Raw genomic sequence first — 23,815 nt, 5'->3', positions numbered from 1 at the left:
CGCGATATCGTAGTTGGCCTGCATGTCGTTGCCGTTGATTTGCGCGTCGATCGCCGCGGGAAGGCCGAAATTGAGCACCTGGCTCACGATATCCGCGGCCTGAAAATACGCGGTCACGTTGGGATATGTGACCTTCATCAGTTTGCGAATCTGGTCCTGGTAGCCGGCGGTTGCCTGATGCTTCGGGCGAAGCTGAATCAGGATGTCAGCATCCTGCGGGCCGATACTGTCGGTCTGGTAGTACGCGAGCACGAACGAGAGCGGGAGTCCGATCGTATCGCTGATACCCGCCACTTCGTCGGCCGGAATCACGGTGCGGATCGTGCGCTCGATGTTATCCACGATGTACTCAGTGGTCTCGACGCGCGTCCCGGTCGGCATCCGCACGTGCAACTTCATCATGCCGGCGTCCACTTTCGGAAAAAAATCTTCGCCGACCACGAACAGCAGTCCCGCCGACGAAACGATCACGATCGCGACGCAAATGAGTCCGAAGGTGCGCTGCGCGACGAACTTCGCGAGCCCGAATCGATAACTCTCCTTCACCCGCTCGAATAGCGCATCGAATCCCCGCGCGAACTTCGCCCAGCGGCCGTCGCCGATATGATCGTCGTTGCTCTCGGGGAGCAGATACCGCGCCATCGACGGCACCAGCGTGCGCGACAGTAGATACGAGGTCAGCATCGCGAATACCACCGCCAGCGCGAGCGGCGTGAACAGGAATCGCGCAACTCCGGTCAGCAGCACGACCGGGAAGAAAACGATGCAAATCGAAATGGTGCCGACAAATGTTGGGCCGGCGATTTGCGATGCACCGTCGAGAATCGCGACCAGTAACGGCTTATGCATCGCCTGGTTGCGATGGATGTTCTCGACTTCGACCGTCGCATCATCGACCAGCATTCCAACTGCCAGCGCGATTCCGCCAAGCGTCATCGTATTGATGGTCTGCCCGGTGAGCTTCAGGCCGACGATCGCGGTGAGAATCGACAGCGGTATCGACGTGATCACGATCAGCATGCTGCGCGGCGAGCCGAGGAACAGCATCACCATCAATGCGACCAGCAGTGCGGCGGTGATCGCCTCCTGCATTACGTCGCGCAACGCGGCGCGCACGAATTCCGATTGGTCGAAGGTGAGGGCGACGTTCAATCCCTTCGGCGCCACCGCCCGAATCTCGGGCAGCCGTTTCTTGACCGCATCGACCACCGCCAGCGTCGAGGCGTCCGCATGCTTGATCACCATCAGGTAGGTCGCTTGCTGGCCGTTGAAGCGCACCACGTTGGTCTGCGGCTGATGCGAATCGGTCACCGGCGCCACGTCGCCCAGAAAAACCGGCGCGCCGTTCTGATATTTGATCGGCAACTGGTTGAAGTCCGACACCTTCGGCACCGACATGTTCAGATCGACGGTGTACTCGTAGTTGCCCATCTTCGCCGTGCCCGACGGGATGACGACGTTGGTCGAGGCGAGCGCGTTGCCGACGTCGAACGCCGAAAGCCCGTTGGCGTAGAGCGCGGCCGGATTCAGATTGACCATCACCGATCGATTGACGCCGCCGAGCGGCGCCGGCGACGAAAATCCCGGAATCGTGAATAGCTGCACGCGAATGAAATTCAGTCCGTAGTCGAACAGCTTGTTGGTCGAGAGCACCTCGCTGTAGATGTTCAACTGCGCGACCGGCACGTTAGTCGCGTTATACGAAATGATTTGCGGCGGCTGAACCCCGCGCGGCAGGATGTTCAGAATCGCTTCGGAGACGGCGTTCATCTGCGCGATCGCGCCGCCGACGTCGCTGCCCGGATGAAAATATACTTTCAGGATGCCGACGCCGTTGATCGAACTCGACTCGATATGCTCGATCCCGTTGACCGTGGTCGAAAACGCGCGCTCGCTGATGAACACCATCCGCCGCTCGACGTCGAACGCCGAGAGGCCCGGGTAATTCCACACCACCATCACTACCGGCAGATCGATTGATGGGAAAATGTCGGCGTTCATCAAGCCGAAGCTGAGCACGCCGAGGACGAGCATCAGGAGCGCCATCACGCCGACCGAGAGTGGCCGGCGAAGCGCGAGGCGGACGATCCACATAGATGTTGCCGAGGGCCCGAGTCTAAGTTCGCTGCCGCGAAGTCGAGCGCCAATGGTTACGGATTTTCATCCTGCCCGCGAATGCGACCAAGTAATAGCGTCTGAGTGGTGCTCGCGGACGAATATCAAAGCGATTTTCAAAATAGGTTACGAACTGACTCGATTCAAGTTACGGATTTTCGCGCAGTAACGTGTCGGCGCTGAGGGTGTTTCTTTACCTCGCCCGCTCCTTTCCTTACCTCGCCCGCTTGGTTGCGGGAGCTATCCCGCTCAGCGAAGCCGCCGCGTCTTTACCTCGCCCGCTTCGTTGCGGGAGAGGTCGCCGACACCGAACGAAGTGAGGGATCGGCGGGTGAGGGTGCAGACGCGTCGTCGAGAGCCTCTTTGATTCGGTCGAGCACGTCGGCGAGGGACTCCATGACTTCAAAATTCCAGAACCGAATAACGCGATATCCGCGCTTCTCGAACCAGGACGTTCTCTCCTTGTCGTCGGCAGCTTGCTCGGCATGCTGACTGCCATCCAATTCGATAATCAGCTTTCTTCCGACACAGCAGAAATCCACGATGAACTTTCCGATCGGGTACTGTCGCCGGAATTTGAAATTCTCAATCTGCCCTCCGCGCAGCGCGTACCACAACTTGGTTTCCGCGCCGGTTGCTTCGTGGCGAAGTGCACGACTTCGATGGAGCGTTACGCCATCGATCGTTTTTGGCCGAGTGGAAGACACGTCAGACCGAGGCATAGCATGAGCCGACTGCACCCTCACCCGGCATCGGCTGTTCGCCGCTGCCGACCTCTCCCGCAACGAAGCGGGCGAGGTAAAGAAAAGAGCGAGCTATGTTAAAGACGTTTCGACTTCTTCTCAGTGCGTGCGTTGGTTAATTGGAGATCCATGAAGCAGCGCCATCACGCCGCCACCCTCGCACTCGTGGCCTGGTATCTGATGGTACCGCCAGTGATAAAAGTCAACGGGCATCCCACCGTGCTGACGATGGCGCCCCTACAAAAGTGGGACATAGAGGATTCTTTCGACACCGCGACGCAGTGCAGCTCAGATCAGGACGCCGGCTGAGAGGGTTTCCAGCGACTGCCGAACCGTGACGAATACTTTACGCTCCGGATGGCGAAATCTGTTTGCATCGCTAGTGACGATCCACGCCTCAAACCAAAGTAGGCCACCCGTAATTTCAAATTCAGACACTCAAGCCCAAATTAAGCCAGTAATGCGCTTCCGCCTTGGTTGCTCCGCGGGCGCAAAAATGTAACAAAGGATGGTTCAGGCGGGGTCGTAGTTCAGCCCGGTTAGAACGCCGGCCTGTCACGTCGGAAGTCGTGGGTTCAAATCCCATCGGCCCCGCCAAATCTTTATCTATTGGGTGAACGAAGTTGAAGCTGACCGAACAAACCCGCAGCATCTCTCGCGAGAGCGGACTGCGCGACCGCAATTGGGTCGTAATCGATGCCAGTGAGCACGCGCTCGGCCGCGTCGCCTCGCGCGCAGCAAGCCTGCTGCGCGGCAAGACCCGCCCGGATTTCACGCCCCACCAGGACACCGGCGATTTCGTCGTCATCGTCAATGCCGCGAAAGTGAAGCTGACCGGCGCCAAACTAGTCGGCAAGATTTACTATCGGCACACCGGATGGCCCGGCGGCATTCGCACCACCTCGGCCGGCAAGATGCTCGATAACAAGCCCGAGCGAATGATCGAGATGGCGGTGAAGGGGATGCTGCCGAAGAATCGGCTGGGGCATCAGATGTTCAACAAACTGAAGGTGTATCGCGGCGCGGAGCATCCGCACGCCGCGCAAAAACCCAATCTCATCACCCTCTGATCGAGGCTGTTCAAAGGTCACATGGCAGAAAAGAAAAACATCATCTGGACAACGGGCCGGCGCAAGACTGCAATTGCGCGGGTGCGGATGTTTCCCGGCACCGGCACTATCGTCATCAATGAGCGCACGCTCGAGGATTACTTCCCGCGCCCTACTTCGCGGATGCGCATTCTCGAGCCGTTCGAAGTCACCGAGACGGTCGGGCAATATGACGCGCTCGTCAGTGTCGTGGGTGGCGGGATCGCGGCGCAGGCCGACGCGGTGCGTCATGGAATCTCGCGAGCCTTGGTGAAAGGGACCGAGACGCTGCGCCCGCCGCTGCGCAAAGGCGGGATGCTGACTCGCGATTCGCGCGAGGTCGAGCGCAAGAAGTACGGGCATCACAAAGCGCGCAAGCGGCCGCAATACTCGAAGCGCTAGCCGCGTCGCAGGCTCAATTCGATCCGGATCTCTCGGGCGCGAGGTATCGCCACTCGCGCCCTTTTCTTTCATACCAGCACTTACGTTTTATGGTTCGACAATGTACGATGCCCGCAATTAGAGATTGCGCTGGTGCGAAGGAGCGCCCATTCGATGACGCAAAGAAGTCGAACCCATCTGCTCAGTGTGCTTGGCGCCGCGGTTGTGTGGTTGAGCGCTCTTTCATTGGCAGCACCAGAGTTGGCATTTGCCCAGGCCGCGGCAGGCTCGATCACCGTCGCCACCGGCCAAGTCCAGCTTCAGCGCGGCGGCGCGACGTCGGCTGCGACCGCGGGCACCGCGGTGAATGTTGGCGACCGGGTGGTCACCGGCCTCGACGGTCACGCGGGGATCGTGCTGAGCGATCAGAGCCGGCTCGAACTCGGCCCCGCGAGCGCGATCAATATCGACCAACTGGGCGGCGCAGGCGCGCCGGCGACTCACGTGAGCCTGTTCTCCGGAGTCCTCAGATCGATCGTCAACGCGACCGGTGGCGCCGCGGCCGCTTACGAAGTGCATACGCCAAACGCGGTTGCGGCAGTTCGCGGCACCCGCTTCGACACCGCATACAGCGAAGGCGCGGTGCGGCCGTTCTACGACGGATGCTCCCGCTACACCGACGTCTCCGTCTATGAAGGAACGGTGAATCTCGCATCGAGCGCCGCTCCAAACGCCGGCGAAGATGTCGGCGCGGGCTATGAAGCCACCGTCCCGTGCCAGTTCTCGCCGGTACCGCCCGGTCCGCTCGCGATGACCGGCGCGGCGTCGTACGGCGGCGGCGCGGGCGCGACTTCCGGCTTCGCTGGGGCGATGCCGGGCGCAAGTGGCGCACCCTCACCCGGATGCCCCGTTTGCAGTCCAATTCAACCGGGTGCGAGGTGATGGTGGAGGTGCCGAACGTGCAGATAAAAAGAATAGTCCCCCTGTGCCTTGCGGCCGCCTCGATCGTGATTGTCGGCATCGTCGCGGTGGCACCCGCCGCGCGTGCTCAATTCTTCAACAACTACTACCCGGGATTCTTCTCGGTTCAGGATCCGGGCCGGCTCGACGTGACGGTGTTTGGCGGCGGCTACGTCAGCGATAAGTACGGCGTTCTCCAGGAAGGCGTGCAGGTCGAGCAGACTCTTACGCCTTATATCGGCGGCTTCGGGCGCGCGACCGGCTATCAGCTCTGGATCGGCGAGGGCTTCGACAGTCCGCTGTCCCCCGGTTCGGGGCATTCGTCGCGGTTGAACTTCGGGCGCTTTCAGGGCGGCCTCGATTTCACGCTGCTGCCCGGGACGCATTTATGGGTTTCCGGCGGCAAGGACACCGGCAACAGTCACGGGAGCTTGGTCGAGGGCGATTTCTCGAGCTGGCTCTGGCTGCACAGCCGTCATCCGATCAACCTGTCCTTCAGCTCGATCCATGACTGGCAGAATCAGGTAACCAGCAACGAAATCGACTTGCAGACGATCGTGTATTCGACTGAGAAGTACATGATTCTTGCCGGTGGCGGAGGCGCCTTCTACGCTGGCGGCTTCGTCGAGGGCGTCGATGGCCAGGGCGGACCTGATATCGGTTTCTACTACCGCCCATGGCAGATGGGCGTTACCGCACAAGCTGGCTACGGCAGTGCTCATCAATACGGGCAACTCAGTATGTTCAAGCAGCTTAATTTCTTCGAATAAGTCCCCGGCGCGGAGGCGAGGACTTTGAGCCTCGATTCACGCGCGCTGCACTGTTAGCGGCGCGCGCACACAGCTAAGCTGGTCGCACGTTCAACGATGCCGCCCGCGCGCTCCAAACGACCCTCGCTAAAGTTTTCCTGGCGCACATTCGCGATCGGAATCGCGCTGGTGGCGGGATTGTTCATGTTCAAATTCCGCTACGGCGCCGTGTTCGAGCGCGCCGATTTGGTCGCCTACGATCTTAGAGTCGCCCGGCTGCCCGTGACGCCTCCCTCCGGCGTCGTCGCGATCGCCGCGATTGACGACAAGAGCCTCACGCAACTCGGCCAATGGCCGTGGCCGCGCAACGTCCTCGCGCAACTCGTCGATGCGCTCAAGGATTACAAGGCCGCAGTGATCAGTTTCGATACGGTCTTCAGCGAGACCGACAACGGCGACCTGATGCGCTCGAATATCGCAAAGCGCCTTATCGGTCTCGGCATCAAGCAGCAAAATATCGGCGACGCGCTCGGCACGAGCAACGATCAGGCCTTCGCCGACGCGATGAAATCCCAAGGTACGAGCATCCTCGGCTATCCATTCGAGAGCCACTATTTCAAACGCCGCGAACAACTCGCGAGCAAGATCGGATTTCTGGACAAGATTCGGCAACCCGGTCCGATGATCTATGGAATCGTCAGATCGACGCCGGGCGCGACCAAGGATTTGATCAGCGCCGAGGCCTACCTGCCACCGGTCAATCTGCTTAACGATTCGGCACACGCGATCGGATACGTGGACGTCGATGCTGACGCGGACGGCGAGCTGCGCCACCTGCTGACCGTGGTGAAGTTCGACGATCGCTACTGCGTGCCGCTGTTCCTGGCGGCGGCCGCTGCCTTCGCTGGCGGGCAAACGCTATCGCTCAGTCTCGGCGAAACCGGCGTAACCAGGGTCGCGCTCGGCACGGTAAATATCCCGGTGGACGATCAGGGCCTGATGCTGGTGAACTATCGGCGCGGCAAGCATCCGTTTCCGTACTACTCGATATCGGACATCATCAATCACAAAATCGCGCCTGAAAAACTGGCGGGAAAAATCGTACTGGTCGGCGCAACGGCGCATGCGCTCGGCGATCGCGCGGTCACTCCTATTGGCGGCGACCTGCCACGGGTCGAGATTCACGCGCATGCGATCGACAATCTGCTGCTCGGCGACTTCATGCGTCATCCGTTCGAGTCAACGGAGATTGCGATGTACGCTACCGTGGTCATCGGAATCGCGATGGCGCTCGCGGTCGCTTGGCTCACAGCTCTCGGGTCGGCGATGGCCGGCGTCATTCTAATCGGCGGCTACTACATTTACGCGCAGTTTCAACTCATCAATGACGGCCTGGTTATCGGTATCGCGTTTCCGATGACGGCCGCACTCACCATCTACATGGTGCTGGCTGGCTACCGCTACGTCACCGAGGGACTCGAGAAGCGCTACCTGCGCGTCGCGTTTGAACACTATTTGCATCCGCACGTGGTCGCCGCGATCGTCGATAATCCTGGCGCGCTCAAGTTGAGCGGCGAGCGCCGCCATCTGTCCATCCTGTTCGCGGATATCGTGAACTACACCGGCCTTTCGGAACGCACCGATCCCGCGGCGCTAGTCGCGCTGCTCAACGACTACATGACCAAGATGACCGATCGAATCCTCGAGAGTGACGGCGTGGTCGACAAGATTCGCGGCGATGGAATCATGGCGTTCTGGGGCGCGCCGCTCGATTTGCCCAATCACGCGCGCGCCGCGGTCGAGACCGGGCTTGCGATGCTCGCGGAGCTGGACGCGATGCGCGTGCGCGACGCGCGTTTCAAGGATCTCGACATCGGCGTGGGCATCGCGACCGGCGACGGAATCGTCGGCAACTTCGGCGGCGAGCGGCGCTTCGATTATTCGGTAATCGGCGACACGGTGAATCTCGCGTCGCGCCTCGAAGGACTTACCCGCCAGTTCAAAGTGCGGATGCTGGTTAGCTTGCAGACTTACACCGAAGCTGGCGCCGGGTTTATCGCGCGCGAACTCGGACAGGTGAGAGTGAAAGGCAAGGAACTGTATGTGCCGATCGTGGAGATCGCCGGCCTCGAGAACGACAGCGTCGATCCGGTTTTCTACCGCCGCTTTGCCGATGCGCTCAAGATGATCCGCGCCGGCAGCGCGCCTGCCGCGCGCGACGAACTCGAGCAACTAAGCTCCGAGCGGCCCTCCGACACGCCGGTGCAATATTTTCTCGAGCGGCTCAACGCGAATCCCGAGCATCCGCCGACCGACATGATTTTCGAGTTCGATAGCAAGTAACTGGCTCGACGTTCACAATCGTGATACTCAGTTGCTTCATCATCCGCTGACAGGGGAGTATCGCATTCTGCGCAATGGCTACGCGCGATAGGGTCAAAGTGGCCGTGGTGGGCGCCTCCGGATACTCCGGTATCGAGGCGGTGCGCATCCTCGCGGCGCATCCGTTCGTCGAGTTGAGCGTGCTGACCTCCGAGCACTACGCCGGCCGCGAAGTGGCCGACGTTTACCGTCACATGGCGGGCGTCGATCTGCCGCCATTCGAGGAACTGCGTCCCGACTTGCTGCAGGGCCGCGCCGAGATCGTGCTCTCATGCCTGCCGGAAAAAGTCGGCACTCCGGTACTCGCCGAATTTGTCAGGAGCGGCATCAAGGTCGTGGACTTATCCGCGGATTTTCGGCTGAAGGACCCGGCTGCATATCGCACCACTTATGGCGTCGATCACGCCGCCGCGCATCTGCTGCGAGAGGCGGTTTATGGCCTCACCGAATTTCATCGGCCTGAACTGCGGGAAGCGCGGCTGGTCGCGAATCCCGGATGCTATCCGACCGGCGCGCTGCTCGCGCTGCTGCCGCTGATTCGCCGCGATCTGATCGAACCGTCGTCGATCATCATCGACGCCAAATCCGGCACGACCGGCGCCCGACGCGCCGCTTCAGTCGAGTATCTGTTCGCCGAAGTGAACGAAAATTTCCGCGCGTACAACGTCGGCAATCATCGCCACGTGCCTGAGATGGAGCAGGAAATCGGCGCTGCGCTCGGCCGCGATATCGCGCTGCTGTTCGTGCCGCATCTGCTGCCGATCACGCGCGGCATCCTGACCTCGATCTTCATGCGCCCGCGCCGCGGCACCTCGGAGAGCGACGTTCACGCGGCATTCGAGGCGAGCTTCGCCAAGTCGCGCTTCGTGCGTATCCTGAAGCGCGGCGAATTGCCTGAACTGCGCAACGTGCGCGCAACCAATTTCTGCGAACTGTCGTATGTGCTCGATAAGCGGAGCGATACGCTGCTGGTGATCACGGCGATCGATAATCTCGGCAAAGGCGCCGCGGGTCAGGCCGTGCAGAACATGAACCTGATGCTTGGCTATGACGAGGCCGCCGGCCTGCTCGCTGCCGCCCCCGTCCCCTGATCGGTTGACTTTCCGACATTCTCGGGCTCGCACTTTTCTGTCATTCTCGCGCGTGGTTACTGCGCGAAGAATGAATCCCGTCTGCCGGTCCTTTCGAGCCGCAGCGAGAAATCCCGATCTTTCCCTCGCCCGCTTCGTTGCGGGAGAGGTCGCGCACGACGAACAGTCGGGCGCGGGTGAGGGTGCAGTCGGCCCACGTACAAAAGCCAGACAGCAGTCCAGGATTTCTCGCACCGCGCTTTTCTTATGCGGTGCGGCGCATCAACTCCAGGATGTCGTAGCCGGTGATCTCGCGGCTCTTCGCCGACCAGTCTTTCAGCTCCGCATCCGACACGAGGCCCGCCTGCGCGCCCTTCGCGAGGTCCATCAGTCCAATCTTGATCGTCGCTTCGTCGATCATCTCGCCCGATTTTGGATCCGCCATCGAGCCGCCACCCTTCTCGTGGTAGAGCTTGATCACGCGGCGCGCTTCTTCGACCTGATCGCCGCTCGGCGTGTAGCAGGCATTGGCGATCTCCGCCTGCTGCGGATGAATCACCCACGTCCCGTCCATCCCGAGGTTCGCCGCGCCGACGTTCTTTTCGCGGAGCCCTTCCTGCAACTGCTTGACGCGCTCGGGTGAATCTTCCTTGCGCCACAAGCGCAGATAGACGTTGTCGATCGCATGCAGTCCGGCCGCTTTCGCCGCCACCACGACCGCCTGCTTCGAGTAGTGAAAATTCTGGTTCTGATTCTCGACGATCTCGCGGATGCCAAGATTCGCCGCGTAATCCGCGATTCCGAACACCAGTCCGCACATGCGATCCGACGCGGTCGCGATTTCGTAGGCATGCACCAGCGCATGCGGCGTCTCGATCAACGACTCGATCTGCACGCGATAAGTCCAGCCGCCGCGCTTTTCCAAATCGTCGAGCAGCTTCGATACTTCGCGAATCTCTTCGGATCCGCGCGTCTTCGGCAGCATGATTCCATGGAAGCGATTCGGCGCGCCCAGCATGATCGCTTCCATGTCGCCCTTGAAAAACTTCGAATGGATATTGTTCGGCCGCACCGTCACGATCTTCTTGCCGAAGTCGAGGGTGTTCAGCGCCTCGACCATCACCTTGCGGCTCTTCTCGCCCTTGAACTCGTAAGGACACGCATCCTCGAAATCCGCCATCACGTGATCGACCGGCGCCTTCACCGCGTCGGCGGCGGTCTGATGCAACTTCATGTTGTGGCCGGGGTAGGTCATTTCGGTGCGTGGAATTACGAAACGCGTGCCTTTATCCAGGACGTACATTGCTCGATCTCCTGCTTGTCCGCTTCGGCTGTTTTCAGGGCGCCAGGTAATGTGACTTTCGTTTGATCAGAACCGTGCGCTCGATTTCGACGACCACCGTGCCGTCGGGCTTCTTGCCGACCAGCTTGAACTTGACCAGTCCGGCGTCGGGGCGATCGGAATCGCGCTTCTCGAGCACGGTTGATTCCGCATAGATCGTGTCGCCGTGAAAAACGGGATTGGTATGCCGCCCGTTATCCATCTCGACCTCCGCGATCGCGTTCTCGCTGGTGTCCTCGGACGCCAATCCGACCGTGAACGCCAGCACTACGCCGCCATACACCAGCAGCTTGCCGCCCACGTACGCGCCCGGATTCCGATCGATCAGATCCTGATTGAAGTGAAGCTCCGCAGTGTTCATCACCAGCGAAGTAAAAACGTGATTGTCCGATTCCGTGATCGTGCGGCCGCGCTGATGCTGCAGCGTTTCGCCGACGGTGAAATCCTCGAAGTAGCTGCCGTCCTGCGTGATGCTCATGCGCGCTAATCCTGCTCCATGATTCGGCGCCCGATGACTTCGTACTGAATCTCGCTGGTGCCTTCGAAGATCGACAGCACGCGCGCGTCGCGCCAGAAACGCTGCGCCTCGAATTCCATCGAGTAGCCGTAGCCGCCGTGCACCTGCATCGCTTCGCGCGTCACGCGTTCCGCCATCTCGGCCGCGAACGCCTTGGCGAGGCCCGCCTCGTAGTCGCATCGGCGTCCGGTGTCTTTCTCCGCTGCCGCATAGTAGCAAAGCTGCCGCGCCGCTTCGATTTCCACTGCCATGTGCGCGAGCTTGTGCCGAATCACCTGGAAATCGCCGATCGGCTGGCCGAACTGCGTCCGCTGCTTCGCATATTTGGTCGCGCATTCGAAGGCCGCCTGCGCCACGCCGACGCCGCGCGCCGCGGTCTGGATTCGCGCCGCCTCGTAACTCGCCATCAATTGATAAAAACCCCGGCCTTCCTGGCCACCGATTAGATTCTCGGCCGGCGCAAACGCGTCATCGAATTGCAGCGCGTAACTGCGCATCCCATGATAACCTACCGTCGGAATCGCGGAGCCGGTAAGCTGCGGCGGCATGAAATCGTCGCCCGGCTCCTTTTCGAGCAGGATCAATGACAGACCCTTGTGCCGCTTCGACACGTCGGGATCGGTCCGCGTCATCACGGTCAGCATGTTCGCGCGATTGGCAAACGTGCACCACATTTTCGATCCTTTGATCAGGTAGCCGTCGCCCTGCTTCACCGCCCGCGTTTTGAACGACGCGGTATCGCTGCCCGAGTCCGGTTCCGTGAACGCCGCCGCCGTCAGCATCTCACCGCGAGCGATCTTCGGCAGCAGCCGCTTCTTCTGCTCGGGCGTGCCGTTGGCGCTGATCAGCGTGCCGGTAATGATATTGCGCGTCATCACCGAGCCGACGCTGAGCCATCCGCGCGACAGCTCCTCGGTGACGATCGCCATCGCGATATAATCGAGGCCCATGCCGCCCTCTTCGGCGGGAAAGATCACGCCGAAGTAGCCCAGCTCGGCCATCTGCTTCAGGATGCTTTCCGGGATCTCCTGGTTGTTGCGATCGAGGTCGTTGGCGATCGGCTTGACCTCGGCCTCGACAAAATCGCGGACCGAGCGGCGGATCAACTCATGCTCAGGCGTAACCAGCGGCATTTTTTGGGTGGACTCCTACGCGGACGTGCGTTTGCGAATCAGGACCGGACGCTCGTATTCGAGCACCTTCTCGCCGCGCTGATTGTGGCCGGTGGTGCGGAATTTGACGACGCCACGATCCGGCTTCGAGGTGTCGCGCTTTTCGAGCACCAGCGATTGCGAGGTTATCGTATCGCCAGGATACACCGTCTCGCCGAATTTCATTTTCTCGTAGCCGAGATGCGCGATCGCACGCTCGCTCAAATCCTCGACCGACAAGCCGAACACGACGTTCATCACCAGCATGTGATTCACGACTACATTCTTGTAGCCGAGGCTTTGCGCGTACTCGCGGTTAAAATAAATCGGGTTGAAGTTCATCGTGACGCTGCTGAAGAAACTGTTGTCGCCTTCGGTGATCGTCCGGCCCCAATGATGCTTGAAAAGATGGCCCACTTCGAAGTCTTCGAAGTAGTGGCCACGCTCGATTTTGCGCACCGCCATCTGATTCTGGCTGCCTCTGTCTGTGACCTTGGTACTATAACCTTTGTATCTTGGCGCTCATGCAAGTCAGCCGCGGTTCGTTGTCCGCATCAGGAGCAGACAGGTCCGCTCCCGCTGACAGCAGGAATCCGTTTGCAATCTTCTCGAAATGACCGCGGCTTTCGGAGCCGAGTCCGTTTTTTATGGAATTCGGCCTCGCGCGTCAACCGACCCTGCAGCTTGATTCGTCTCCCTAACACCTGAAAGGTTGGCTATTGTCAAAGCCGCGCCAAACAGGTACTTAGTTGCGCGCATGACGGTAGGCGATGCCTGACAGCGAAATCGGATTCCCGCCGAAATCACCGTTAAGTTCAATGGGGGCGAGGTGATAACCTACTAGCATGCACGCCAAGGATATTTACGAGATCGGCGAAGTGCCGCCGATCGGGCGCGTGCCGAAAAATATGTACGCCCAGCTCATCCGGGCGGATCGATTCGGCGACCCGCGCCACGCCTTCAAAGTCGAAAAAATTCACGTTCCCTCGATCAAGTCCGACGAAGTGCTGGTTTACGTAATGGCGGCCGGCGTCAATTTCAACAACGTATGGGCGGCGCTCGGCTCGCCGGTGGACGTAATCGGCGCGCGCCAGAAATCAAAATACGATCATTCCGATTTCCATATCGGCGGCAGCGACGCGTCGGGAATCGTGTATGCCGTCGGCGCCGACGTGCGCAACGTCAAAATCGGCGACGAAGTCGTCATCCATTGCGGCATCTGGGACAAGGATTGCGCCGCGGTCCGCAACGGCGACGATCCGATGTACGATCCGTCGTTCAAAATTTGGGGTTACGAAACCAATTGGGGCAGCTTCGCCCAGTTCACCAAAGTCCAGGCGCATCAATGCATGCCCAAAGCGCGCCATCTCACCTGGGAAGAAGCCGCGGGACCAACGCTGGTCGGCGCGACCGCGTACCGGATGCTAATGGGATGGTCGCCGAATATCGTGCGCCACGGCGACGTCGTCCTGATTTGGGGTGCGTCGGGCGGACTCGGATGCATGGCGATTCAGATCGTAAAGGCCGAAGGCGGTATCCCGGTCGGCGTTGTAGGCGACGATCGCAAAGCCGGCTTTTGCATGAAGCTCGGCGCCAAGGGCGTCATCAATCGCAGGAAATATCTGCATTGGGGCATGATGCCGCACTGGAAAGACGTAGCGACCTACAACAAGTGGGCGGCTGAATGCCGAAAGTTCGGCAAGGCAATTTGGGACATCGTCGGCGAGCGCAAAAATCCGCGCATCGTGTTCGAGCATCCGGGCGAGGACACCATCGGCACGTCGGTCTTCGTCTGCGATACCGGCGGGATGGTGGTGATTTGCGCGGGCACCACCGGCTACAACGCGGTCGTCGATTTGCGCTACCTCTGGATGCGGCAAAAGCGCTTGCAGGGATCGCATTTCGCCAACGACGAACAGGCTTACGCATTCAATCAGCTCGTGGTGGACGGCAAGATCGATCCATGCGTCGCGAAAACTTTCTCGTTCGAGGAAATCCCGGAATGCCACCAGGCGATGCATGAAAATCGCGCGCCCGAGGGCAAGATGGTCGCGCTGGTCGGCGCGCCGAGACCCGGCCTGAAAACCCTCGGCCTCTAGATCTTCTCGAAAACGAAAACTTAACCGCAGATTCCGCAGATTCATTTCAGAAGATACTGTCGCGGCTGATCGGCCGCGATTTCCTTAATCTGCGTAATCCGCGAAATCTGCCGTTACTTCTGATCTACCTCGCCCGTTACTTTACGGGAGAGGAAGCCCGCCGCTCCTGCGGCGGGTAGGTGAGGGTTCTGCGTCCCCAGGCAAGATCATCTACAATCCCGATCGATCATGGCGACCGCACTCGAATCTAGACTGCGCCGCGCAATCGAAGGCGAAGTACGTTTCGACGCCGGCACCCGCGCTATCTACTCGACCGACGCGTCGAACTATCGGCAGGTTCCGATCGCGGTCGTAATTCCGCGCCATGAAGCCGACGTGCTCGCCGCGCTTTCGATCGCCCGCGAGCACTCGATTCCGATCCTCGCGCGCGGCGGAGGCACCAGTCTCGCCGGCCAGGCGTGCAACGTCGCGATCGTGCTCGATTTCTCGAAGTACATGAATCGCATTCTGTCGATCGACGCCGATGCCCGCGTCGCGACCGTCGAGCCCGGCGTCGTGCAGAGTCATCTGAACGCCGCGCTTGCGCCCCACGGCCTTTTCTTCGCGCCCGATCCTTCGACCAAGGATCGATGCACCATCGGCGGCATGATCGGCAACAATTCGTGCGGCGCGCATTCGGCGGCCTACGGCAAAACCGTCGATAACGTCGAGGCGCTGGAAGTCGCGCTCTACGATGGCACAAGGCTGTCGCTCAAAGGCGCAATGTCGGATGGCGATATCCGAGACGCTATCGCGCAACGAGGTCGCGTTGGTGAAATCCACTCGCGGCTGCTCGAGCTGCGCGATCGAAACGCCGATTCAATCCGCGATCACTTCCCGAAACTTCCGCGCCGCGTCTCCGGCTACAACCTCGACGAGCTGATGCCCGCGCGCGGATTCAATCTCAGCCGTGCAATCGTCGGCTCCGAAGGCACTCTCGCAATCATTCTCCGCGCGACGGTCCGAGCCGTGCCTCGTCCGCGGAAAATCGCGCTCGCGGTGCTTGGGTTCGATGACGTGTTCATCGCTGCGGATCAGACGCCGTGGATTTTGGAGCATCGCCCCGAGGCCGTCGAAGGCTTCGATCACAATTTGCCCGAGTTCGCGCGCATCAAGTCGATGCCCGGTGTGAAGTTCCTTCCCGCTGGCCGTGCGTTCCTGCTGGTGGAACTCGGCGGCGCTACCGACGATGAAGCGCGCGCTCGCGCCGAGCGATTAATCGATCAAGCGCATCGCGTCCCTCAATGCACCGGCGCCGCGTTCCTCTCCGACGCGCGCGAACAAACCACCGTGTGGCAAATCCGCGAATCCGGGCTCGGCTCGAGCGCGTTTATTCCCGGGCGTCCGCGCACCTGGCCGGGCGCCGAGGATTCCGCGGTGCCGCCGCAAAATCTCGGCGCATTTCTCCGCGGCTTCGATCGAATCCTCAACTATCACGGCCTTCGCGTCGCGACCTACTACGGACATTTCGGCGAAGGATGCGTTCATGCGCGCGTCAATTTCGATCTGGCAAGCGCGCCCGGTATCGCGACCTTTCGCCGGACGATGATGGAACTCGGCGCTCTGGTCGCCGAACTGGGCGGCTCGATTTCCGGCGAGCACGGCGACGGCATCGCGCGTTCCGAACTGTTGCCGATGATTTTTCGTCCCGAGTTGATCGGCGCATTCCGCAGTTTCAAGCAAATCTTCGATCCCGCTTCGATGATGAATCCGGGCGTGATCGTCGATGCGCATCCGCTCGATTCGCATCTCAAACTCGGCGCGAACTATCGGCCCGCGCGAGTCTCGACGCACTTCGATTTCAGCGCGGAGGACGGGCTCGCCGGCGCGACGCTGAAATGCGTCGGGATCGGCAAATGCCGCAAGACCGACGCCGGCACGATGTGTCCCTCGTACATGGCGACGCGCGAGGAAATGCACTCGACGCGCGGCCGTGCGCGAATCCTGTTCGAAGCGATGACGACCGATTTGCTCGCCGGCGGCTTCGATCATCCTGACGTGAAAACGGCGCTCGATCTTTGTCTTTCGTGCAAGGCGTGCAAGAACGAATGCCCGTCGTCGATCGACATGGCGGCGTATCGAGCGGAGTTTTTCGCGCACTACTATCGGCGTCATCGGCGCCCGCTTTCGTCGCACTTCTTCGGCCGCTTGCACGAATTCTCCCGCCTCGCATCGGCGGCGCCGCGCCTCGCCAATGCGTTATCGCAGACGGCGCCGTTCGCAAATCTCACTCGCCGCCTGCTCGGGATTCATCCTGCGCGCGAGTTGCCAGGCTTCGCGCCCGAGACTTTCCGCGCGTGGTTCAAGCGCCGCGCACCCGCGAGCATATCCCAGCGCCAGGTCGTGCTGTTTCCCGACACCTTCAACAATTTTTTCGCGCCCGAAGTCGCGATCGCCGCGGTCGAAGTGCTCGAGCGCGCGAGTTTCCGCGTGACGATTCCGCCGCGCGACATCTGTTGCGGCCGCCCGCTCTACGACCAGGGGATGCTCGACCGCGCGAAGTGGCGCCTCTCCGACGCGATGAAAGTACTCGGACCGTTTGCCGCGTCCGGCGTCCCGATTGTCGGACTCGAGCCCAGTTGTATCCTCACCTTCCGTGACGAATTGCCGATGTTGTTCCCCAAGGACGCGGCGGCGCGCAGTCTCGCCTCGCAATCGCTGATGCTCGATGAGTTCATCGCGCGGGATGCGCCGGATTTTGTCGCCGGAGAACTTCGCGGACGCGCGATTGTGCAAAGCCACTGTCATCAGAAAGCGCTCGCTGGAATCGATCGCGAAAGCAGCTTGCTACAGCGCATCGCGGGCCTCGAGGTCGAAGTGCTCGACGCCGGATGCTGCGGGATGGCCGGCGCATTCGGCTACGATCGCGATCACTTCGAACTGTCGAGCACGCTCGCATCGCGCGTATTGATTCCCGCGATCGAGAATTCGCCGCCCGACACGTTCGTCATCGCCGACGGATTCTCGTGCCGCGCGCAGATTCGACACTTCGCGCCGACCCGACGCCCACTCCATCTCGCGCAGGTGCTCGAACTCGCATCGCGCAATCCCAGCCGCGCAGCGTCACTGTGATCATCGAGTGGTAGGCGACTACGCCGGCGCTGCGCTAGATTCATCTCTTCGAGGAACTTTCAACATGCGTCTTGGAATCACAATCCCGTTCGAGCCTTTTCAGGGCAAGCATTTCGCCGAGTTGGTCCGCACCGCCGATCGATGCGGCTACACCGACGGCTGGTCCTACGAATCGTTTTCGAGCGACGCGTTTGCGCCGATCGCCGCCGCCGCGATGCTCACTGAGCGGATGCGCTTCGGCTGCGCGATCATCCCCGTCTTCACGCGGCCCGCGCCGTTGATTGCGATGTCCGCAGTCACCACCAACAACCTTTCCGGCGGCCGCTTCACGCTGGGGCTGGGCATCTCGACGCCGAATATCGTGGAAAACTGGATGGGCGTGCCGTTTCGCAGACCCGTCACGCAGATGCGCGAGACGGTCGAAGCGCTGCGCGGAATTTTTCGCGGCGAGAAAGTCACGATGGCCGGCAAGATGGTCAGAATCAACGGCTTCCGACTCGATTTGCCAATCGAGCATCCGCAACGGATTTACATCGGCGCGCAAGGCGCGAAGATGCTGCGCATCGCCGGCGAACTTGGCGACGGCGTGATCGTAAATTTCATCACGCCCGAGACCGTCGCGCCGATGCTCGATCACACCCGCGACGGGATGCGCGCCGCCGGCAAGGATCCCGCCACGCTCGACGTCGTATGCCGAATCATCGTCGCCGTGGACGAGGATCCCGACGTCACGCGCAACCTCTTTCGCCGCTCGCTCACTGCCTACGTCACGGTGCCGCAGTACAATCAATTCTTCCGCGAGATCGGCTACGACAAGGAAGCGACGGTCGCGATGACCGCGTGGAATGCTGGCGATCGCAAGAAAGCGCTCGAATCGATCCCCGACGACATGGTCGAGAAAATCTTCGTGTTCGGAACCGCCGAGCAATGCCGCCGGCGGCTCGATGATTACGCGCGCGCGGGCATCACCACCACGGCGCTCCAGTTTTCGTCGTTCGCATCGACGCCCGATGAACGACGCGTCAAGGTGCTGCGCGCGATCGAGCGCCTGGCGCAAGTTTGGTAAGCCTTAAAGTCTGGTAGGCGCAAAAATTAAGCGCCCCGCCGGAGGACGGGGCGCATCATCGATCGGAGTTCGAGTTCCGGCGCTTACGGAACGAAGTTCTGCAGCAGCGGCGCGAGCATCGAAGTCGCTCCGCCCGCATACGGCGTGCCGTAGGCCGGCGCTACCGGCGCCGCACCGTAGTTCTGATATGCCGCGACTCCCGGCAGCGCGCCGCCGTTGTAGTTGTTGTTTGCGAGCCCGTTGCCGTAAGCCGGCGCCGCATTGTATCCCGGCGTACCGAGCACTCCATTCAGCAGTCTCTTATGCAGCGGCGTCTGCGACACGTTCGATCCATATCGCGCATAGGGCACGCCAGTAGTACGGACATTGGTGCGCGCGATCTTGCGGTCGATCGCGTAGAGATTTTTCCGCGCGTTCCGGATCGCTCGCGCGTTGCCCGACTGCTTTGCCGCTTGAAACTGCGCTTGCGCCTGCGCCTTGGCCGCCATCAAGTTTGCCTGCGAACCGCCCGCGGATGGGTCGACCAACGTCGGGGCCGAGTAACCCGAGCCGTAGTAGGGAGCCTGATATGAAACAGGCGCGGCGTACGCGGTCGGCGCCATCGTCTGATATCCGTAACCGCTGGGCTGATATCCGTACCCCGCCGGACGGCAATCGTCGCCGTCGTCATCGCAGATGTAGCCGGCGTTGGAATTGCCGCGATGCTTCTCCCAGCCGCGATGCTTCTCCCAGCCGTAGTGATTCCCGTTGTCGTGGCGCCGGTATTCACATTCCGCTCCGCCACGCGCGACCGGCGGTCCCATGTAGCGAGTGCCTCCCACGGCTACCGGCGGCCCCGTGAAACGGGTGCGCGCTTGCTCAGCCGAACGCCAATGGCGACCGTGATCGCCAGCCATCGCAGTAATCGGCATCGCGATCATTGCGATTCCCACCAAAGCAGTCATTAGACCTTGCTTCGACTTCATCTTCGGATACCTCTGTCGATCGTTGAGAGCATTAACGATGCCACCGGCCGTTTCTGAGAAACTATCCGCACTAGCTACATCCCAACAAAATTGAGTACGTAGTTCGCGCGAACTGGATACACCATTGCAAACTCTCTCGACGCAAAACGTCAACGGAGAGAACGGCTTAACGTATGTTCAGGATTCGAGGGCGGCGGGATAACTTAACAAACGTTTAGAACGAAACTATACAAACGTGCGGCGCGCCAGGTAGTATATTACAGCTCCCACGACGGCGTACGCCGCGATTCCCTCGAGCAGCGTGACGCCGCTCGTCACCAGCATCACCCCCAGCATCAGCGCGGTGCCGATTATCGCCACCACCTGCTCGATCCGCCGTTCGCGCGCGCGCACTCGGGCGACGTGCTCGGTGATCGGCTCGCCGCAATTCGGGCATACGCCGCCGCGCTTGATCACCAAATCGGCGCTGCATTTGGGGCATTCGATTTTAGTCCTCAGCGGCATCGCGTTTCCGAGGCACCTTGGATCCTGCGACGTATCGGAAGGAAACGCTACGAGCAGGGCATTCGCCGCGCAAGTCCGGCTTGCGTTTCAGCCGAAACGAAAAAGGCGGCCCGATCCGAGCCGCCTTATCGCTGGCGGTCTTTTGCGCCAATTGTTCGTCGAGCTAATCGATCACGCGCGCACCTTGCGCAGTTTCTGACCGCTCCGCTTGATCTGAACCCGTTCCTCACGGCGTTTCAGATGCGCCGGCTTCTTCGCCGCGATCTTCGATTGCGCCGCGATCGCGACTGGCGCCGCAGGCGCTTCGATTGTGATCGGAATAACCGGAGTCGCCGGCTGCGAGGCTGCCTCGAGCGCCGCCCGTTCCGCCTCTTCGATCAATACCGCCCGCTGGCGTGCGATCGCTTCGAGGCGCTTCTCTTTCCACCTCCGGAGTCCCCCACGCATGTACTCGGGATTGATGTCGAGCATGTCGCACACGTTGTCGAAGGAGAACACCCAGCGCTTGTCCTCGTGGGCGATCCATTCATCGGCCTCGCGGAACAACCGCTGGCTCTTGCTGGTCGACGCATCGATACACTTCATGAAGCATTCGATCGCGTCCTCGAGCACGCTCAGAATCAGCCGCTTCTCGCCTTCGAGCAGATGCTTTTTGCGCATCGCCTCGAAATATTGAATTGGCAAAAGAGTGTCGGGCTCGAATAACCCCGGCAATCTTTCGTCAAGAGTTTCCTTTTCCTGCATTTTCTCACCCTGTCCGGACTTCAAATTAACTGCTGTCGCTTCCATCACCCCACCTCCTCCACTACTCGCTATTGACGAATTATGATTCAAACCTATTCAGAATCATCCTCATTCTGTTCTTTATAAATCGCATGCCAAGCCATCTGGATCGCCTCGAGCTTGCCCTCGGTTGAGGCGTTCCGATCGTCGTCGAACTCGTCGAGATCGACGGTCCATTGGCGCAAATCGGTAAATCTCGCATCGAGCGGATTCAGCCCCGGATGATTTTCCGCAAGCACTTCCGCGATTTCCTCCGCCTGATCCCACTTGAGTCCCATAAGTCCTTCTTCCTCTGCCGCCGCGTCGCGCTTATGACACTTCCTCGACCGACCGCTTCTCCAGCACCAGCTTGATAGCGGCGTTCATGATCCGCTCCGCGAATGGAGTAGTGACCTGGTTCAGCTCCTCGACCAGATTTGCGATTAGCTCGCGATCGGTTCCCTTCCGGGCCGCCTCCAGCCACTCCGCCGTCTCCTCAATGCGCGCGCGCTCGCCGGCTTCCACCAGCTTCCCGAACTCGCCGAGCTGCTTCTGCAGTGCGCCCAGTATCTGCTCGCCGTCGTTGCGGGCGGCGATCAGCAAGCGCTCCTCCAAATCCTGCTCGCCCAGGTCGATCGCCTCTTCGAGCATCCGCTCGATTTCGTCGTCAGTCAGTCCATAGCTCGGCTTGACGTCGATCGAGTGCTCGCGGCCGGTGCGCTGATCTCGCGCATTGACATTTAGTATCCCGTTTGCATCGATGAGGAAAGTCACGTCGATGCGCGGTACCCCTGCCGGCTGAAGCTGTATCGGCCCCAGTTTGAAGCGCGCCAGACTCCGGCAATCCTTAGCAAGCTCCCGCTCTCCTTGCAAAACATGCACGTCCACGTGCGTTTGGTTATCCACAGCCGTCGTGAACCCTTCGGTAACGCTGGTCGGGATAGTCGTGTTGCGATGGATTAAGCGTTCCATAATGCCGCCCATGGTCTCGATCCCGAGCGACAGCGGAACGACATCGAGCAGCAGCATGTCGCCCTGGGTTCCCATTAACACGGAAGCCTGAACGGCGGCTCCCAGCGCCACAACCTGGTCCGGATCAATCGAGCACAGCGGTTCCCGATGGAACATCGCGGCAACGCGCTCGCGCACTATCGGCATCCGCGTCGAGCCGCCGACCAGCACGATCGCATCGATCTGGCGCGGCTCGAGCTTCGCATCCTTCAGCGCCAGCGCGCATCGATCGAGCGTTCGCGCGACGAACGGCGCCGCTATCTTGTCGAGCTCGGCGCGCTTGAGATTTCGGCGCACCGTATGACCCGGCAACTCGACGACGACTTCAGTATCACCTGCGTCGGTCAGGCGCTTCTTCGCGTCTTCGGCGGCCATCCGCGCGCTGTTCCACACGTGGCGATCGCGCTTCACGGCGTCGGGCAGCTCGTGCAGCAGCCAATCGACGATCGCGTGGTCGATATCGTCGCCGCCCAGATGAGTATCGCCGTTGGTCGCGAGCACCTCGAAAATTCCTTCCTTGATACTGAGGATCGAGATGTCAAACGTGCCGCCGCCGAAGTCATAGACCGCGACGTTGCCGGTCGCCATCTGATTGAGCCCGTACGCGAGCGACGCGGACGTCGGCTCGTTCACCAGGCGCACCACTTCGAGTCCCGCGAGCCGGCCCGCGTCCTTGGTGGCCTGGCGCTGTCCGTCGTTGAAGTAGGCGGGCACCGTGATCACGACGCGTTCGACGGTTTCATTGCCGAGCGCGCTCTCCGCTCGATCCTTCAACGCGCGCAGAATCTCGGCCGAAATTTGCGGCGGCGTAAAAACGCGCTTTCCAATCTGGAAGCGCACGACCGGCCTGCTCAGATCGGCGAACGTGTAGCGCGCGCGCTCTTCCGCGGCGACCTCGTCGCCGCCGAGTCCCATGTAGCGCTTGACCGATCGAATTACCGCGCCGTACTCGCCGCCAGGAAAACCAACTGCACTCACCCGCCCGTCGCGCTCTACCGTCAGATGCGGTTCCAGCTCGATTGCGGGCTCGCCGACCGTCACCGCGCCATCAGGAGCAACCGCAACCACCGACGGCAGCAGAATCGCGCCGGTATCGCGGTCCGCGATCACCTTCGGCGCGCCATTGTTCATCGCCGCGATCAGGCTGTTAGTGGTGCCGAGGTCTATTCCGAATATGCGTGCCATTCAGGCTGCCCTGATGCTTTCGAGCGCGCTATCGACATCGCGAAGCAATGTTCTGAGATAGGCGATCTTCGAGAGAATTGCCTTCAACTCCAATGTAAGCATTGATCCGCGATCTGGCTTGCCCTCATCCCACACCGCGAAATTGCGCTCGAGTTCGGCACGGCTCGCATCCATCAGCTCCTGAATGTTTGTACGCTTTTCAATCAATTGGGTTGCGGCCGCCCAGAACGAATCGCTGGCGGGCGATTCGCCGCGAAGCTCGGCGATCTGCTCCTGCACGTCGAAAACCATCTCGGCCAAATCGGGGGAAACTCGCTTGTTGTTTTCCGCGAGCTTCTCGCCACGCAGCTCGAGCCAGTAAAGTCCGCGCGCGACTGGATCTCTGAGCGTCCGGTAGCTGCGGGTCAGCAGCGCGGTCCCGCGCAGGCTCGCGTCGCGAATCGCCGCCGCGCTCGACGCGAATCGATCGGGATGAATCTTGCGGCTGAGCTCGTGATAGACGCGCTCCAGCGCCGGCAATTCGATCGCGAGTTTTCGGGGAAGTTCCAGGGCGGCGAAACTGTCGAGCTCAGCCGAAAGCGGCGCTCCGCAGTCAGCACATATCAATCGCGGCT

The 23,815-nt window shown here is 60.8% G+C and carries 22 protein-coding genes and 1 tRNA gene; 11 read left to right on the top strand and 12 right to left on the bottom strand.

The window, feature by feature from the left end:
• Both Q7S58_RS01960 and Q7S58_RS01955 read right to left on the bottom strand, forming a co-directional pair.
• Positions 1 to 2,094, bottom strand: a 2,094-nt coding sequence (locus Q7S58_RS01960) for an efflux RND transporter permease subunit (protein ID WP_304820247.1), incomplete at its 3' end; no start/stop codon positions are given.
• Between the two features lie 290 nt (positions 2,095 to 2,384).
• Entirely contained in the window at positions 2,385 to 2,837 is a 453-nt protein-coding gene (locus Q7S58_RS01955) for an endonuclease domain-containing protein (RefSeq protein WP_304820245.1), read from the bottom strand.
• 150 nt (positions 2,838 to 2,987) lie between these two features.
• On the opposite strand from Q7S58_RS01955, the gene Q7S58_RS01950 reads away from it, so the two are divergent.
• The 8 genes from Q7S58_RS01950 (at position 2,988) to argC (ending at position 9,509) form a co-directional block, all read left to right on the top strand.
• Positions 2,988 to 3,167, top strand: a complete 180-nt coding sequence (locus tag Q7S58_RS01950) for a hypothetical protein (protein ID WP_304820243.1) — start codon at positions 2,988 to 2,990, stop codon at positions 3,165 to 3,167.
• Positions 3,168 to 3,377: 210 nt separating this feature from the next.
• Positions 3,378 to 3,455, top strand: a tRNA-Asp gene (locus Q7S58_RS01945).
• Positions 3,456 to 3,481: 26 nt separating this feature from the next.
• Positions 3,482 to 3,928: a 50S ribosomal protein L13 gene (rplM, locus tag Q7S58_RS01940; RefSeq protein ID WP_370655435.1), complete on the top strand. Its 447-nt coding sequence runs from the start codon at positions 3,482 to 3,484 to the stop codon at positions 3,926 to 3,928.
• A 21-nt stretch (positions 3,929 to 3,949) separates the two neighbouring features.
• On the top strand, positions 3,950 to 4,348 hold the full coding sequence (rpsI, locus tag Q7S58_RS01935) for a 30S ribosomal protein S9 (protein WP_304820241.1): 399 nt from the start codon (positions 3,950 to 3,952) through the stop codon (positions 4,346 to 4,348).
• A 240-nt stretch (positions 4,349 to 4,588) separates the two neighbouring features.
• The gene (locus Q7S58_RS01930; RefSeq protein WP_304820239.1) at positions 4,589 to 5,269 is read left to right on the top strand and encodes a FecR family protein; all 681 of its coding nucleotides are present in this window, start codon (positions 4,589 to 4,591) and stop codon (positions 5,267 to 5,269) included.
• Between the two features lie 17 nt (positions 5,270 to 5,286).
• Entirely contained in the window at positions 5,287 to 6,057 is a 771-nt protein-coding gene (locus tag Q7S58_RS01925) for a hypothetical protein (protein WP_304820237.1), read from the top strand.
• A gap of 96 nt (positions 6,058 to 6,153) precedes the next feature.
• Positions 6,154 to 8,379: a CHASE2 domain-containing protein gene (locus Q7S58_RS01920; protein ID WP_304820235.1), complete on the top strand. Its 2,226-nt coding sequence runs from the start codon at positions 6,154 to 6,156 to the stop codon at positions 8,377 to 8,379.
• Between the two features lie 74 nt (positions 8,380 to 8,453).
• A complete protein-coding gene (gene argC / locus Q7S58_RS01915) occupies positions 8,454 to 9,509 on the top strand; it encodes an N-acetyl-gamma-glutamyl-phosphate reductase (protein ID WP_304820233.1) in 1,056 nt (351 codons plus the stop codon).
• Positions 9,510 to 9,753: 244 nt separating this feature from the next.
• Here argC and Q7S58_RS01910 read toward each other — a convergent pair whose 3' ends face one another.
• Genes Q7S58_RS01910 through Q7S58_RS01895 form a run of 4 tightly spaced genes read right to left on the bottom strand, consistent with a single transcriptional unit; the run spans position 9,754 to position 12,963 of the window.
• Entirely contained in the window at positions 9,754 to 10,791 is a 1,038-nt protein-coding gene (locus Q7S58_RS01910; RefSeq protein WP_304820231.1) for a CoA ester lyase, read from the bottom strand.
• A gap of 34 nt (positions 10,792 to 10,825) precedes the next feature.
• Entirely contained in the window at positions 10,826 to 11,308 is a 483-nt protein-coding gene (locus Q7S58_RS01905) for a MaoC family dehydratase (RefSeq protein WP_304820229.1), read from the bottom strand.
• 5 nt (positions 11,309 to 11,313) lie between these two features.
• Complete coding sequence (locus Q7S58_RS01900) at positions 11,314 to 12,480, bottom strand: acyl-CoA dehydrogenase family protein (RefSeq protein ID WP_304820227.1); 1,167 nt, start codon at positions 12,478 to 12,480, stop codon at positions 11,314 to 11,316.
• A gap of 15 nt (positions 12,481 to 12,495) precedes the next feature.
• Positions 12,496 to 12,963, bottom strand: a complete 468-nt coding sequence (locus Q7S58_RS01895; RefSeq protein ID WP_304820226.1) for a MaoC family dehydratase — start codon at positions 12,961 to 12,963, stop codon at positions 12,496 to 12,498.
• A 380-nt stretch (positions 12,964 to 13,343) separates the two neighbouring features.
• Between Q7S58_RS01895 and ccrA the strand changes: the two genes are divergently transcribed.
• From ccrA to Q7S58_RS01880, 3 genes are all read left to right on the top strand, one after another.
• A complete protein-coding gene (gene ccrA / locus Q7S58_RS01890; protein ID WP_304820224.1) occupies positions 13,344 to 14,597 on the top strand; it encodes a crotonyl-CoA carboxylase/reductase in 1,254 nt (417 codons plus the stop codon).
• Between the two features lie 228 nt (positions 14,598 to 14,825).
• Positions 14,826 to 17,708: an FAD-binding and (Fe-S)-binding domain-containing protein gene (locus tag Q7S58_RS01885; RefSeq protein WP_304820222.1), complete on the top strand. Its 2,883-nt coding sequence runs from the start codon at positions 14,826 to 14,828 to the stop codon at positions 17,706 to 17,708.
• Positions 17,709 to 17,772: 64 nt separating this feature from the next.
• A complete protein-coding gene (locus Q7S58_RS01880; RefSeq protein WP_304820220.1) occupies positions 17,773 to 18,774 on the top strand; it encodes an LLM class F420-dependent oxidoreductase in 1,002 nt (333 codons plus the stop codon).
• Between the two features lie 83 nt (positions 18,775 to 18,857).
• On the opposite strand, the gene Q7S58_RS01875 is transcribed toward Q7S58_RS01880, so the two are convergent.
• The 6 genes from Q7S58_RS01875 to Q7S58_RS01850 all read right to left on the bottom strand — a co-directional run bounded on the left by Q7S58_RS01875 (position 18,858) and on the right by Q7S58_RS01850 (position 23,807).
• Positions 18,858 to 19,739: a hypothetical protein gene (locus Q7S58_RS01875; RefSeq protein ID WP_304820218.1), complete on the bottom strand. Its 882-nt coding sequence runs from the start codon at positions 19,737 to 19,739 to the stop codon at positions 18,858 to 18,860.
• A gap of 225 nt (positions 19,740 to 19,964) precedes the next feature.
• Positions 19,965 to 20,243, bottom strand: coding sequence for a hypothetical protein (locus Q7S58_RS01870; protein WP_304820216.1), 279 nt, complete (start codon positions 20,241 to 20,243; stop codon positions 19,965 to 19,967).
• A 171-nt stretch (positions 20,244 to 20,414) separates the two neighbouring features.
• Positions 20,415 to 21,032 (bottom strand): hypothetical protein, encoded by a 618-nt coding sequence (locus Q7S58_RS01865; protein WP_304820214.1) that lies wholly within the window; start codon positions 21,030 to 21,032, stop codon positions 20,415 to 20,417.
• Between the two features lie 47 nt (positions 21,033 to 21,079).
• A complete protein-coding gene (gene iscX / locus Q7S58_RS01860; protein ID WP_304820212.1) occupies positions 21,080 to 21,304 on the bottom strand; it encodes a Fe-S cluster assembly protein IscX in 225 nt (74 codons plus the stop codon).
• 31 nt (positions 21,305 to 21,335) lie between these two features.
• Positions 21,336 to 23,201, bottom strand: a complete 1,866-nt coding sequence (hscA, locus tag Q7S58_RS01855) for a Fe-S protein assembly chaperone HscA (protein WP_304820210.1) — start codon at positions 23,199 to 23,201, stop codon at positions 21,336 to 21,338.
• Entirely contained in the window at positions 23,202 to 23,807 is a 606-nt protein-coding gene (locus Q7S58_RS01850) for a hypothetical protein (RefSeq protein WP_304820208.1), read from the bottom strand. It lies immediately after the preceding gene.
• Positions 23,808 to 23,815: the final 8 nt, after the last annotated feature.

Source organism: Candidatus Binatus sp., from assembly GCF_030646925.1.
GTDB lineage: Bacteria > Desulfobacterota > Binatia > Binatales > Binataceae > Binatus.
This window is presented reverse-complemented; position numbering and strand designations above follow the sequence as displayed.